Here is a 13,139-nt window from a genome sequence, read left to right as displayed (position 1 = left end):
GACCGCCGATAGCGGGACCTTTAGGTTCCGCGCCCAAGCTGATAACAGCCAATCAAACCCCAGAATTCAAGCGAAAGAGGATCGATGAAGGTTCTTGTGCCGGTAAAGCGGGTGGTCGATTACAACGTCAAGGTCCGCGTCAAGAGCGACGGAACGGGCGTGGAACTGGCCAACGTCAAGATGTCGATGAATCCGTTCGACGAAATCGCCGTCGAGGAAGCGCTGCGCCTGAAGGAAGCCGGCAAGGCGACCGAAGTGGTGGTGGTGTCGATCGGCCCGGCGCAGGCCTCGGAGACGATCCGGACCGGTCTGGCCATGGGCGCCGACCGCGGCATCCTCGTCAAGGCCGAGGGCAATGTGGAGCCGCTGGCGGTCGCCAAGATTCTGAAAGCCATTGCCGAGCAGGAGAAGCCCGGGCTCATCATTCTCGGCAAGCAGGCGATCGACGACGATTCGAACCAGACCGGCCAGATGCTGGCGGCCCTGCTCGGATGGTCGCAGGCGACCTTCGCCTCCAAGCTCGAAGTCGAAGGAAGCGATTTCAAGGTCACGCGCGAGGTCGATGGCGGCCTGCAGACCGTGAAGCTGAAGGGACCTGCCATCGTCACCACCGATTTGCGGCTGAACGAGCCGCGCTATGCGTCGCTGCCCAACATCATGAAGGCGAAGAAGAAGCCGATCGACGACAAGAGTGCGGCCGACTACGGCGTCGATCTCGCGCCGCATCTCGAAATCCTCAAGACCACGGAACCGCCCGGCCGCAAGGGCGGCGTCAAGGTCAAGGACGTCGCCGAGCTGATCTCGAAACTCAAGACCGAAGCCGGGGTTCTCTGATGACGACGCTATTAATTGCCGAACACGACAACGCGTCGATCAAGGACGCGACCAACAAGACGCTGACGGCGGCAGCCGCGCTCGGCGCTGACGTGCATGTGCTGGTCGCCGGTGAAAACGCCAAGGCTGCGGCCGATGCTGCGTCCAAGCTCGCCGGCGTCACGAAGGTGCTGCTCGCCGACAACGCCGCCTATGCCCATGATCTCGCCGAGCCGCTGGCCGCGCTGATCGTGGCGCTGGCGCCTTCCTATGACGCCTTCATCGCACCCGCGACCTCGCGCTTCAAGAACGTGATGCCGCGCGTCGCAGCGCTGCTCGACGTGATGCAGGTGTCCGAGATCATCAAGGTGGTCTCGCCGGATACGTTCGAGCGGCCGATCTATGCCGGCAACGCCATCCAGACGGTGAAATCGAAGGACGCCAAGAAGGTCATCACGGTGCGGACCTCGACCTTTGCCGCAGCCGGCGACGGCGGCAGCGCGCCGGTCGAAAACGCCGCCGCGGCGACCGATCCCGGCCTCTCCAGCTTTGTCGGCGAGGAGGTTGCCAAGAGCGACCGTCCGGAACTGACGTCGGCAAAAATCATCGTCTCCGGCGGCCGCGCCATGCAGAGCCGCGAGAATTTTGCCAAATATATCGAGCCGCTCGCCGACAAGCTCGGCGCCGGCGTCGGCGCCTCGCGCGCCGCGGTCGATGCCGGCTATGCGCCCAACGACTGGCAGGTCGGCCAGACCGGCAAAGTGGTCGCGCCGGAACTATATGTCGCCATCGGTATCTCCGGTGCGATCCAGCATCTCGCCGGCATGAAGGATTCCAAGGTGATCGTTGCGATCAACAAGGATGAAGACGCGCCGATTTTCCAGGTTGCCGATTACGGCCTGGTCGCGGACCTCTATCAGGCGGTTCCTGAACTGACCGAAGCGCTCGGCAAGCTCGGAAAGTAATAATTGAACACCTGCCGGACGCGCAACGTGGCCGGTGTTTACGTTAAGGTCATATTCAGGTGTGGATTTCCACTATGCCTGAAGAAAACGTGCCAAAGATGGGACTGAACCTCGATTCTGATATCAGAGCCGAGGTTCAGAGATGAACAGGCGCGATGTTCGCGCCGTTCCGGTGGATGACAAGATGGCGGTGACAATCAAGAAGGTCGGCGTGATCGGCTCGGGCCAGATGGGCAACGGCATCGCGCATGTTGCGGCGCTGGCCGGTCTCGACGTGGTGCTCAACGATTTGTCCGACGAACGGCTGAAGTCGGCGATGGCGACCATCAATGGCCATCTGTCGCGCCAGGTCGCCAAACATGCCATCACCGAGGACGACCGCAAAAAGGCGCTCAGCCGGATTACCTCCACCGAGACGCTGGACGGCTTGGCGGATTGCGACCTCGTGATCGAGACCGCGGTCGAAAAGGAAGAGGTCAAGCGCAAGATCTTTCACGAGCTCTGCGCGGTGTTGAAGCCGGAAGCGATCGTCGCTACCAACTCCTCGTCGATCTCGATCACGCGGCTCGCCGCCTCGACCGACCGCCCCGAGCGCTTCATCGGCATTCATTTCATGAATCCGGTACCGGCGATGGAACTGGTCGAGCTGATCCGCGGCATCGCCACTGACGATTCCACCTTCGAAACGGCAAAGGAATTTGTCGGCAAGCTCGGCAAGCAGATCGCGGTATCGGAGGATTTCCCGGCCTTCATCGTCAACCGCATCCTGCTGCCGATGATCAACGAGGCGATCTACACGCTCTATGAGGGCGTCGGTAACGTCGAGGCGATCGACGCCGCCATGAAGCTCGGCGCGCATCACCCGATGGGGCCTTTGGAACTCGCCGATTTCATCGGCCTCGACACCTGCCTGTCGATCATGCAGGTGCTGCATGAGGGGCTGGCGGATTCGAAATACCGGCCGTGCCCGCTGTTGGTGAAATATGTCGAGGCCGGCTGGCTCGGCCGCAAGACGCAGCGCGGCTTCTACGATTATCGCGGCGACAAGCCGGTTCCGACGCGGTAAAATTCGTTCAACCCTCATGGTGAGGAAGCGCGAAAGCGCCGTCTCGAACCATGAGGCCCCGCAGGTGCCATTCATCCTTCGAGACGGCGCTTACGCGTCTCCTCAGGATGAGATCTGACAGCACGTTAGCCGCCACATCCCAATCTCCAGCATTCGTTAACCTGCGCTGGTTACGGTGCCCTCACGTTTGAGGAGTGCTGCGATGGACATGATGGCTATGGTTTCGAGCATGCTCGCGATGCAAGCGGCGGGCACGCAGCAGCAGATCCAGACTTCCATCATCAAACAGAACGCCGATGCCGAGAAGGCCGCGGTTCAGACCCTGCTGGGCACGCCCTCGACGGCCAATCTCGCCCCCGGCGTTGGTGGCAACCTCAATATTGCGGCCTGAGAAAAAGCCCGTAGAAACTGTCAGACCCTCATGGTGAGGAGGCGCGAAAGCGCCGTCTCGAACCATGTGGCCCGGCTCGTGCCATTCATCCTTCGAGACGCCGCTGCGCGGCTCCTCAGGATGAGGTCTAACACTTGAGATCGGGCACGGGCGCGAACGTGCTCCGCCTACCTGCAGACGGCTAAGACCCCGCCTTCATCGGCTCCATCGCGGCCTTGATCAGCTTGATCGCATCCTCGCTGGCCCATTCGGCGGGACCCGCCAGATTGGCGATCTCGCAGCCCTGGCCGTCCACCAGTATCGAGGTCGGCATCCCCAGCGCCTTGCCTATGCTCTTAAGATCTTGAAAAACCTTGGCTTTTGAGTCGGCGAAATAGCCGAGCCGGGTCAGATGGGCCTCTTTGAGGAAGTTTTTCGGCTTCTCCGGGTCGCGGGTGTCGATGTTGACGGCGACTACCTCGAAATCCTTGCCGCCGAGCTTGGCCTGCAGGCTGTCGAGCGCCGGCATCTCCTTGCGACAAGGCACGCACCAGGTGGCCCAGAGGTTCACCAAGACCGTCTTGCCGCGCCATTCCGACAGCTTTCGGGGCTTGCCCTCGGCGTCCTCGAAGGCGAGGTCGGGCAGCCGCAGGGGCGCCGTCGCCATGGTCAGCGCGGCCACCTCGCCATGCGCCAGCGGCGCGATCTTGCGGGCCAGCTCGACCGCTCCATTACAGGAGGGATCGCCGCCGGCGCCGCGCTTGAAGCCGCCGAGCCCGTAAAACGCGCCCAATCCGATCACGCCCACGGCCACCACCGCGCCGATGGCGATCGGGATCCGGCGCGTCGCGGCCGGGCGGGATGGGGGCATTTCGGGCATATCGTTTGTCATCCTGTATCAGATACGGCTATGCAGGGCCGAAGATTACGGTCGAGTTACGGCCGAACCCGGCACGGCGTTTCGCAGCGGATTCGGCGATATAGATGGCAGGGTTTGAGAAGTCATGAGCAACAAGATGTGGGGCGGCCGGTTCACCGAGCGTCCCGATGCGATCATGGAGGAAATCAACGTCTCGATCGACGTCGATCGGCACATGTATGCCCAGGACATCGCCGCGTCCAAGGCCCACGCTGCGATGCTGGCGGCGCAAGGCATTATCACGGCGAGTGATGCGAAAAATATCGGCAAGGGTCTAGACACGATTTTGTCAGAAATCGGCAAGGGCACCTTCGACTTCAAGCGCGCGCTCGAAGACATCCATATGAATGTCGAGAGCCGGCTTTCCGAACTGATCGGGCCCGCCGCGGGACGGCTGCACACCGCGCGCTCCCGCAACGATCAGGTCGCGACCGACTTCCGGCTCTATGTCCGCGACACGATCGACGAGACCGATGCGGCGCTCGCCGCCTTCCAGCATGCCTTGGCCAGCCGCGCGCTGGAACATGCCGCGACCGTGATGCCGGGCTTCACCCATCTGCAGACCGCGCAGCCGGTGACGTTCGGGCATCATCTGCTCGCCTATGTCGAGATGGCCGCGCGCGACCGCAGCCGTTTGGCCGATGCCCGCAAGCGGCTGAACGAATCACCGCTGGGGGCTGCCGCGCTGGCCGGAACCTCGTTCCCGATCGACCGCTTCGCGACGGCAAAGGCGCTCGGCTTCGACCGGCCGATGGCCAATTCGCTGGATGCGGTATCGGACCGCGACTTCGTGCTCGAAACCCTGTCCGCGGCCTCGATTGCGGCCGTGCACATGTCGCGCTTCGCCGAGGAAATCGTGATCTGGACCTCGCCGCTGGTTGGGCTGGTGCGGCTCTCCGACAAGTTCACCACCGGCTCCTCGATCATGCCGCAGAAGCGCAATCCCGACGCGGCCGAACTGGTGCGCGCCAAGACCGGCGGGGTGATCGGCGCGCTCACCGCGCTGCTCATCGTGATGAAGGGGCTGCCGCTCGCCTATCAAAAGGACATGCAGGAGGACAAGCAGGGCGCGATGGAGGCATTCAGTGCGCTCTCGCTTGCGATTCGGGCGATGACCGGCATGGTCCTCGATCTCGTCCCCGACGAGGCGCGGATGAAGGCCGCCGCCGGCGAGGGCTATGCCACCGCCACCGACCTGGCCGACTGGCTGGTGCGGACGCTGAAAATGCCGTTCCGCGACGCCCACCACGTCACCGGGCGCATCGTCGGCCTGGCGTCGAAGCGGGGCGTGGCGCTGCACGAACTGCCGCTGCAGGCGATGCAGGAGGTCGAGCCGAAGATTACGGCGGACGCCCTGCGCGTGCTGTCGGTGGAAGCCTCCGTCAAGAGCCGGACCAGTTATGGCGGCACCGCGCCGAAGAACGTGCTGTCGCAGGCCAAAGCCTGGCTGAAACGGCTGGAAAAAGAGCGAAAATTGGGCTGAGGAAAAAATTTCGCTGCAATTTCTTAGGTTTTTCTTGGGTTTCCGTTGCCCATCGGCACTCGCCAGACTGGGGCAATCTTTGTATGGTGCGGCGCGCATTGGGGATTTCGTCGTGATCAGCAACTACCGCCCGTCATCGTCGGGATGGGCCATCATCCTGTTGAGCGTGACCGCGCTCGCGCTCGGGGGCTGCGGACGCAAGGCCGGGCTCGACCTGCCGCCGAACGCGGCGGCGCCACAGGCCCAGGCCACGTCGTCGGATACCGAGGCCGAGCGCGCGGCGCAGCCCGGCGTCTTCAATTCGACCTACGGGTCTGAGGCGGCGCCCGCGGCTCCCAAAGGCGGCAAGAAGAAATTCGTTCTCGATCCGCTGCTCGACTGAGACTGAGCGCGCCATGAATCACTTCGACTATCGCAACGGCGTGCTGCACGCCGAAGCCGTCAACCTGTCCGAACTCGCGGATGCCGTGGGCACGCCGTTCTATTGCTATTCGACGGCGACGCTGGAGCGCCACTACCGCGTCTTCACCGAGGCCTTTGCCGGCGAGAAGACGCTGGTCTGCTACGCCATGAAGGCCAATTCCAACCAGTCGGTGCTGCGCACGCTGGCGAAACTCGGGGCCGGGGCCGACGTGGTGTCCGGCGGCGAGTTGAAGCGCGCACTGGCGGCGGGTATTCCGCCGAGCAAGATCCTGTTCTCGGGCGTCGGCAAGACCGAGGCCGAACTGCGCGCGGCGCTGGCGGCGGACATTCTCTGCGTCAACGTCGAATCCGAACCCGAACTGGAATTGCTGTCGAGGCTCGCGGTCGAGACCGGCAAGACCGCGCGGATTTCGTTGCGGGTCAATCCGGACGTCGATGCCGGCACCCACGCCAAGATCGCCACCGGCAAATCCGAGAACAAGTTCGGCATTCCGATCGAACGGGCCCGCGAAGTCTATGCCCGTGCGGCAAAGCTGCCGGGCATCGAGGTGACCGGCACCGACATGCATATCGGCAGCCAGATCACTGATCTCAGCAAGATGGAAACCGCGTTCCGGATCCTTTCCGATTTTGTGCAGACGCTGCGCGCCGACGGCCACAGGATCGAGCATATCGATTTCGGCGGCGGGCTCGGCATCCCCTATCACGCCGACCGCGAAGCGCCGCCCTTGCCGTCGGCCTATGCCGCGATGGTCAAGCGGGTGACGCATAATCTCGGCTGCACGCTGATGTTCGAGCCCGGGCGGATGATCGTCGGCAACGCCGGCATTCTCGTTTCCCGCGTCATCTATGTGAAGCCCGGCGAGGCCAAGAACTTCATCATCATCGACGCCGCGATGAACGATTTGATCCGCCCCACGCTGTATGAAGCCCATCACGACATCCTGCCCGTGCGCGAGCCGGCCAAGGGTGTGCGAACGATCACGGCCGACGTCGTCGGACCGGTCTGCGAAACCGGCGACTATCTCGCCCTCGACCGCGCGCTGCCTGAGCCCAAGGCCGGCGATCTCATCGCGATCATGACCGCCGGCGCCTACGGCGCGGTGCAGTCCGGCTTCTACAATACGAGGCCCCTGGTGCCGGAAGTCCTCGTCAAGGACGACCAGTATGCCGTGGTGCGCCCGCGCATCGAGGTCGAGGAACTGATCGCGATGGATAAGCCCGCGCCCTGGCTGTGATTCCGTAGAGCCCGTAGGATGGGGGAGCGAAGCGATACCCATCACAACAGAGCCGATGGGTATCGCTTCGCTCCACCCATCCTCGCAATGCCGCAAGAGTGGCGCTCAAAGCCCGCCAGCGTGTGAGCTGCGACGATCTTCCCCTTGAAACGGACATCGTCAGGGCCTCAAAGGTGCCATCTGCGGACGGCTCAGGTTGGCAAGAAGCTTCTTGCCAACCAAGCACGGTGACACGCTTCTCAAAGAACGCCAAGACCTGGCGACGCCTGGGGCTCAAGATCGTCCGCCGAACGAGGCTGCCCTGATCGAAGCCTCGGAAACGCGGCACTTCAGTGTTTGATACGCTGCGGTCTCAAAACAGGCGCAGAAGAACCGGCAAGGTACCATTGCTCTGCAGCCGCTCAACTGCGACATCCAGTGGAATAGGTATCAGAAAGAACAGCCCGTCGCCGAACGTCCGGATAACCTTCGACGGCATCACCGTGATAGTAGAAACGTCGCGCCACAGGCGAGGATTTGGCAGAAAGCGCGGAGTGGATTGCACGTAGCTCTCAAACATGGCGCCGTGCAGACTCGCCAGGACGCTCTCCTCCCGCAAGATCACCGCGTGAAACACTAGCCAGGTGAACGTGCAGAAGACTGCGCCCGTGAGCACGCTGCCGTGCTGTACACCCATTCCGGCCGCACCGAGAATGGCGAAAAAATAAAGAGGATTGCGGGAAACGGAGTAGGGGCCGATGGTCACCAGCTGTGCAATCTTGCGGCCGCCGATATAGAGCGTGCACCAGGTCCTCCCAAGAATGCAGATGACGATTGCCGCGATCCCGATCCACCTGATGGCTTCACGCGCCGGACTACCAGCCGGATGAGCGGAAGAGGTCAGCGCCCACACCAACACGAAGGACAACGCGCCGACCGCTAGGACGATCCTTCGAACGATTTGTACGTTGGGCAAGGCTGCCAGCGCTACCATGCATTTCTCCGGTTGGCGGCTTGGTCCGCCTCATCCGCATAACCGTGATTGGCGTTATAGAGTTCGGACTTAAGGCCAATAGCGCCGCCGAGGGCGCCAATGCTCTTGCCAACAAGCCGCGACGTGCGCACCAGAAACAGCGCCCCAGGCCGAGGACTGACGATCGCCAGAATCGCGCTGACAATGAAGAGGGGCGGGCCGGCTAGCAGGGCCAGAATGCCTTGAGGCAGAGCTCGCGCGAGTGCAAAGGCTGGTCCGCGGGCGCGACGGTAATGATTGTACTTGGTAATACTGGACATCATGAGCCGCTTGAACTGATAGCGAAGCGAGATGCGCGCGACCGGGACGGTTTCGACGACGATCGAGTCAGGTACAAAGAGGACCTTCGCGCCGGTGGCGCGCATGCTGCGATCGAAGGCCGTATCTTCGCCGCCAGTGGCACTGTAGCGCTGATCGAAGCGTAACGCCTTGTCCTTAATCCAGTGAAGGTCGGCGCACCAATTGCCGGTGACGATCGTCACCTTGTCGCGGGCCACGCGGTCTCGCTGTCGGCGATATCGCCGATATGAACCGTCCACGAGACCCTGGCAGACGAACTTCTGCCAGGCCGTCATCGGTGCCTTTGGAGCCTCGAAGATGTTCGAACCGCCGACGAGTTTCGCGCTTTCGCTGCGCAGCGCGCTCACGAGCCGGTCCAGCCAATCCGGGTGAGGTTGCGAATCGTCGTCGATAAACGCCAGCCATCGCGCGCCTCGTTCCAGCCCGAGTTGAATCCCGCGATTGCGCGCCTCGGCGAGACCGCGCCTCGGCTCGATGGCGTAGGTCACCGGAAGGGGATTGTTGGCGGCAAACTTTTCGACAGTCGAACGAGCCGTTCCTGCGATATCGTTGTCCACGACGATCAATTCTATCAAGGTTGCCGCAGGTGGCGTGGCCACCGCGCAGGCCTTCATGGCGTCGACCAGCATGCCAAGACGACCGACCGTCGTGATACATACCACGGCACGTTCGATATCGCCGGGCGCAGCTAGCGCCGCAGTCTTCGGCTGTGGCCAAGGCACTGGGATGTCTGGCTCGGCGATTACAACCTCCCGTCAAGTTGGCCGGGTGATCGCGGCCGGTCGCAAGCGAGCAGACGATCAATCGATGCGCCAATGCTACCGTGGGCAAGCAAGAAACCGGTGATAAGGATCAGGCTCTGGGTCACCAGCCTTACCCTGTTGATGCTTTCGGCCATTCCCACCACGGCAAAATAGGCGAAGGAAGCAAGCACGAATGGAAGCAGTGCTGCCAGCGCGTACATATCGAGGCGCTGACTTGACCGAGTTGTCAGAATGTCGCGTGCCATCGCGCTGACAAGGAGTAGGAACAGTCCAATTCCAACAATTCCGATACCTAGAGTGAACTCGAGATAAACGTTGTGAAAGTGGGTCACCTGCTCGGCGCGTATGAAATCCCATCTGCCGTGCGCCGGCAGCAGGGGCGCGACGTCCGGGCCCCAGCCCAGCCAGGGTTTCTGCGCGATCAATTCGGCGGCCAACCGAAACAGCATCAATCGCTTGTCGTAGCTTTCTGTGTCGGTTATCCGCGGTCCGAGCATGCCGAGCTGAGCCAGGGAAAGCACTGCCAGCATGATGGCCGCCGTCCCAAGCATGGCCGCCGCAAGCAAGATCATCGCCTTTTTCCACAGCCGTTGAGGCAACAGAATGCCGGCACAGGCAATAGTCCAAACTGCAAGCCCCACAGTTGTCGCGATCAGGTTGGTCCGGCTGGTCATCGCGAGAAGCGCAAGGCCTGCCAGGCTGCCGACGGCCAGGAAAGGGGTTGCTCGCACCAAGCGACCCGTGAGGTGCGTCGCCGCAAGGATTTGGTAGACAGCCAGGCTGAGCGCAGCCAGAATCATCAAGCCGGCGATGATTGAAAGGGTGTTGCGGTTCGCGCCGCCGCCCCACCAATAGTAGGAGGCGAAGAGTTGAAGCCCGGCCGACCAATCGGCCCTCCACAACAGTCGGAGCACTCCGCCGGCAAGGCCGCTTGCCAGGCTTGCGAGAGCAAGTGTGCGAAATGGCACGGCGCGCGTCGCAATTGCGATCGAGATCGCAATAAATGGGGCTGTGCTGATGAAGAAATAGCTCACCGAGCGCGTGAGGTGGTCTCCCGGCGCGCCCACCAGGTGAGCCCAGACAGCGAAGAGCAACACGGCGGCAACCCAGGCGAGGCTCCATTGGAGGATGCGGTTCTCGCGCACCTCCTGACACACCACAAAAATCGAAACTGCCGGACCCACCAGCGCGAGCGAAGCGAAATAGGGCGGCGTTGTCCCGAGCGGGATAACGAAAGCGTAGAGGCAAATCAGCAATGCCGTAACTGGCGCCAGTCGCAGAAGGTTTGCCGGCAACGCCATCACGATTGGTCGACCGCCGTACGGGTCGCCAGATCGACGGTTGCGCGGTAGACCCTGACCACCTCGCAGCCGTCGGCGACAAGCCTTCGAACCGGCGACGACCCCTCCGGACCTCGGCCGCCGGCACCAATAATCCGCTTTTCACGCAGATCGAAAACGGTCCCTTGCATCGGAGGTCGGCGCTCCTGTTTCAACACTGCAGCGCCCGAATCGGGAGCACGCCACGCGCGCGACACAGCTGTCGCCGCGGCCGCCGTAAGGTTCAGGCCGGTCGGCCCGTCTGGCGACGTTTATCTGGCCCAAACTCTTTAGTACAACGCCGGTTTGCTTTTAGGCGGTTTTGGGGCGACAATTCAGCAAAAAAGACCACGCGTAACCTTACGGCAACATCTCTCATTTTCAGCGTGAGGGCCGCCTCGGTTGACGGCCTCCTTACAGACCTGTGAGCTCATCCAGTTTTCGAAGCACAGCCGTATCGAATACATCCTGCGAAACAATTTGTGCGCGGGAGTTTTTGCGTGCCAGTTGGGTTTCGATTTTGAACATTCTCAATACAGGCTTTGAAGATTTGCAGATAAATGGCCTCTTCAGTCCCCCGAAACAGGAATTGGAGGCAAAGCGATGATGGAAAAAACGGCAGGTTTTCCGCTCCAGCCCAGAAATCGCCGCGCCAGGGTAACTTCCTGAAGCCGGTCCGCTGACGGCAGGATGTGCCTGAGCCAGGCGCATTCCGAAACATTTCCCATGCAAACCGCCACCACACCCTGACGGCGAACGTCTTGGGTCTCCAAGTTCAACGGCGAAAATCGTCGCATCGAATCGCCTGAGGCCGTGTCATGAGGATTCACGACCGGATGATCTCCCGAGTAGAATGCGGTACCGACTGCAGCTGCGCGATCGCCAACTACCCGCCTTATCGGCCGATCAGTTTGATCACGCCATATGCGTTGCACTTCTATTGATAAGAGCCGGTAGTAGGACGATCCGGTTGCATTAGGGTGCAGATACACATTCAATGCCACCAGCGGCGCAACGAGCAACGCCAAAAATGGGAAAACGATTGCTAATGCGACAATCTTGATCGAAGTTTCCGTTTTAAGCGTCAGCAAGGGAGACCCGAGTAACACAACTGGTAAAAGGGTCATGGCCGGAATAGCCCAAGTCGAGATCAAACGGGATTGTGCCGCAATCGCAATCGGAATCGGCAATAACAAGGGTGCCCAGAACATGAGGGCAATAAATCGACGATCAACTGTCGAAGGAAAAATTGAATCCACGACGACAATTTTAGATGGACGTAGCGCAAAAGCCACAATCGCAAGCGGAATACTTACGTAGAGCGCACCAGCCAAGAGAAAAGCTAAAGCCGAAACGGCGACAGCAACAGCAGATCGTCCGGCGTGGATGCCGCTCGCGTAATCTAACGAGACAAAATGGTTTTGAAGCAGCCAAGCACAGTGTGGAGCCAGGACGGCGCCGCCGACCAGCACAGTGATCCACGGTGCAGCAGAACAAAAATATTCGCGCCGCCGCGCATCACTCAATGCCGCCAACACAAGTCCTACAATCAGCATGATGCTCCAGTATTTGCCGAGCATAGCTAGTCCCGCTGCAAGTCCTGCAAGCGCTGCGTAACCGAGCTGGCGGGTCTTAAACGACCTTAGAAAAAAAAGAGCCGTCATCGCCCAGAGCGGCAACAAAAGGGTATTGTGGTTGTAGTCCAGGGCCAGGAAATTGAAGAATGGCACCAGCGTCAGAAGGGCTAAGCCCATCACACGTTTTTCTTCGCTCATGAGCGAAGCCGAGAGCCGCCAGGCCAACCAGAGAGCCAGGGCGGCGTTAATCGTTCCAAGCAGGTAAAAGCTCCAGTCAGCGACAGGGAATATCATGGTCCAGAGCTTGACGACGTAAACGCCAAGCGGCGGATGCTTCCAGTATCCGAGTGCGAGTTCATTCGACCAGGTTAAGAGTTCTCCGGTATCCGGATGAATATCCTGGCTACTTTTCGCTACCACGGCATAGAGCGTCCAGACGAGGACATAGACTGCCAGCACGCCGAGCACGGCGTGATTTTGGCGTCTCGGATCTATAAGTGCTGCAAATATCCTTCCGGCGACGTCAAGGAGCGGCAGAGCTAACGAACGTTCGGTGCCGGTGTCGGGTGGCCCTAAAGCGATATTGTCGGGACGCTCCTCCAGTCCGCCAATCTGCATTTCAGATGATCCAGCCTTGGGCAAAAGACAGCATCAGGGTACGTTTGACGGCGCAGCGAATATTGTGAATTTGCTGGGCTTCGCCTGCGGCCGAAAGGCAACAAAGCGTGGCCGTTTGTAGTCTTCAAATATAACGTAGCACAAATTTCAAATGCAAACCGCGGACAGGCGGCTTGGCGTTCACCGGCACCCGAGTCACCGGCCTTCAACATCCGGCAACGGCTTTCCGAGTTACCCACCGCGTTCTCAGGAGAGAAACTCCCCGCCGTCGC

13 protein-coding genes are annotated in these 13,139 nt (G+C 61.1%); 7 read left to right on the top strand and 6 right to left on the bottom strand.

What is annotated here, in order from left to right; genetic code table 11:
- Positions 1–84 precede the first annotated feature (84 nt).
- The 4 genes from JQ624_RS10690 (at position 85) to JQ624_RS10675 (ending at position 3,235) form a co-directional block, all read left to right on the top strand.
- Positions 85–834, top strand: coding sequence for an electron transfer flavoprotein subunit beta/FixA family protein (locus JQ624_RS10690; RefSeq protein WP_212418845.1), 750 nt, complete (start codon positions 85–87; stop codon positions 832–834).
- A complete protein-coding gene (locus JQ624_RS10685; RefSeq protein WP_212418844.1) occupies positions 834–1,778 on the top strand; it encodes an electron transfer flavoprotein subunit alpha/FixB family protein in 945 nt (314 codons plus the stop codon). Before JQ624_RS10690 ends, JQ624_RS10685 begins: the two co-directional genes overlap by 1 nt.
- Positions 1,779–1,962: 184 nt before the next feature.
- A complete protein-coding gene (locus JQ624_RS10680; protein WP_212419028.1) occupies positions 1,963–2,844 on the top strand; it encodes a 3-hydroxybutyryl-CoA dehydrogenase in 882 nt (293 codons plus the stop codon).
- Positions 2,845–3,046: 202 nt separating this feature from the next.
- Positions 3,047–3,235 (top strand): putative motility protein, encoded by a 189-nt coding sequence (locus JQ624_RS10675; RefSeq protein WP_028348190.1) that lies wholly within the window; start codon positions 3,047–3,049, stop codon positions 3,233–3,235.
- 181 nt (positions 3,236–3,416) lie between these two features.
- Here the strand turns inward: JQ624_RS10675 and tlpA are convergent, their stop codons facing one another.
- Positions 3,417–4,106 (bottom strand): thiol:disulfide interchange protein TlpA, encoded by a 690-nt coding sequence (gene tlpA / locus JQ624_RS10670; protein ID WP_409334313.1) that lies wholly within the window; start codon positions 4,104–4,106, stop codon positions 3,417–3,419.
- A 112-nt stretch (positions 4,107–4,218) separates the two neighbouring features.
- On the opposite strand from tlpA, the gene argH reads away from it, so the two are divergent.
- From argH to lysA, 3 genes are all read left to right on the top strand, one after another.
- On the top strand, positions 4,219–5,616 hold the full coding sequence (gene argH, locus JQ624_RS10665) for an argininosuccinate lyase (RefSeq protein WP_212418842.1): 1,398 nt from the start codon (positions 4,219–4,221) through the stop codon (positions 5,614–5,616).
- A 112-nt stretch (positions 5,617–5,728) separates the two neighbouring features.
- The gene (gene lptM, locus JQ624_RS10660; RefSeq protein ID WP_212418841.1) at positions 5,729–5,998 is read left to right on the top strand and encodes an LPS translocon maturation chaperone LptM; all 270 of its coding nucleotides are present in this window, start codon (positions 5,729–5,731) and stop codon (positions 5,996–5,998) included.
- Positions 5,999–6,011: 13 nt separating this feature from the next.
- Positions 6,012–7,277 carry a diaminopimelate decarboxylase gene (lysA, locus tag JQ624_RS10655; RefSeq protein WP_212418840.1) on the top strand — a complete coding sequence of 422 codons (1,266 nt, stop codon included), beginning with the start codon at positions 6,012–6,014 and terminating at the stop codon, positions 7,275–7,277.
- A gap of 352 nt (positions 7,278–7,629) precedes the next feature.
- On the opposite strand, the gene JQ624_RS10650 is transcribed toward lysA, so the two are convergent.
- The 5 genes from JQ624_RS10650 to JQ624_RS10630 all read right to left on the bottom strand — a co-directional run bounded on the left by JQ624_RS10650 (position 7,630) and on the right by JQ624_RS10630 (position 12,867).
- The gene (locus JQ624_RS10650) at positions 7,630–8,250 is read right to left on the bottom strand and encodes an isoprenylcysteine carboxylmethyltransferase family protein (RefSeq protein WP_212418839.1); all 621 of its coding nucleotides are present in this window, start codon (positions 8,248–8,250) and stop codon (positions 7,630–7,632) included.
- The gene (locus JQ624_RS10645) at positions 8,244–9,251 is read right to left on the bottom strand and encodes a glycosyltransferase (RefSeq protein WP_312014415.1); all 1,008 of its coding nucleotides are present in this window, start codon (positions 9,249–9,251) and stop codon (positions 8,244–8,246) included. The genes JQ624_RS10650 and JQ624_RS10645 overlap by 7 nt, the downstream gene beginning before the upstream one ends.
- Positions 9,252–9,331: 80 nt before the next feature.
- On the bottom strand, positions 9,332–10,654 hold the full coding sequence (locus JQ624_RS10640; protein ID WP_212418837.1) for an O-antigen ligase: 1,323 nt from the start codon (positions 10,652–10,654) through the stop codon (positions 9,332–9,334).
- Complete coding sequence (locus JQ624_RS10635; RefSeq protein WP_212418836.1) at positions 10,654–10,824, bottom strand: hypothetical protein; 171 nt, start codon at positions 10,822–10,824, stop codon at positions 10,654–10,656. Before JQ624_RS10635 ends, JQ624_RS10640 begins: the two co-directional genes overlap by 1 nt.
- A 417-nt stretch (positions 10,825–11,241) precedes the next feature.
- The gene (locus JQ624_RS10630) at positions 11,242–12,867 is read right to left on the bottom strand and encodes a glycosyltransferase family 39 protein (protein WP_212418835.1); all 1,626 of its coding nucleotides are present in this window, start codon (positions 12,865–12,867) and stop codon (positions 11,242–11,244) included.
- Positions 12,868–13,139: the final 272 nt, after the last annotated feature.

The organism is Bradyrhizobium sp. AUGA SZCCT0283 (assembly GCF_018130385.1).
In the GTDB taxonomy this organism is placed as follows: Bacteria; Pseudomonadota; Alphaproteobacteria; order Rhizobiales; family Xanthobacteraceae; genus Bradyrhizobium.
This window is presented reverse-complemented; position numbering and strand designations above follow the sequence as displayed.

Bases quoted from the DNA above. Each gene is read 5' to 3' on its own strand.
- JQ624_RS10690 (WP_212418845.1), top strand. From the start codon at position 85: ATGAAGGTTCTTGTGCCGGTAAAGCGGGTGGTCGATTACAACGTCAAG.
- JQ624_RS10685 (WP_212418844.1), top strand. From the start codon at position 834: ATGACGACGCTATTAATTGCCGAACACGACAACGCGTCGATCAAGGAC.
- JQ624_RS10680 (WP_212419028.1), top strand. From the start codon at position 1,963: ATGGCGGTGACAATCAAGAAGGTCGGCGTGATCGGCTCGGGCCAGATG.
- JQ624_RS10675 (WP_028348190.1), top strand. From the start codon at position 3,047: ATGGACATGATGGCTATGGTTTCGAGCATGCTCGCGATGCAAGCGGCG.
- tlpA (WP_409334313.1), bottom strand. From the start codon at position 4,106: ATGACAAACGATATGCCCGAAATGCCCCCATCCCGCCCGGCCGCGACG.
- argH (WP_212418842.1), top strand. From the start codon at position 4,219: ATGAGCAACAAGATGTGGGGCGGCCGGTTCACCGAGCGTCCCGATGCG.
- lysA (WP_212418840.1), top strand. From the start codon at position 6,012: ATGAATCACTTCGACTATCGCAACGGCGTGCTGCACGCCGAAGCCGTC.
- JQ624_RS10650 (WP_212418839.1), bottom strand. From the start codon at position 8,250: ATGGTAGCGCTGGCAGCCTTGCCCAACGTACAAATCGTTCGAAGGATC.
- JQ624_RS10640 (WP_212418837.1), bottom strand. From the start codon at position 10,654: ATGGCGTTGCCGGCAAACCTTCTGCGACTGGCGCCAGTTACGGCATTG.
- JQ624_RS10635 (WP_212418836.1), bottom strand. From the start codon at position 10,824: ATGCAAGGGACCGTTTTCGATCTGCGTGAAAAGCGGATTATTGGTGCC.
- JQ624_RS10630 (WP_212418835.1), bottom strand. From the start codon at position 12,867: ATGCAGATTGGCGGACTGGAGGAGCGTCCCGACAATATCGCTTTAGGG.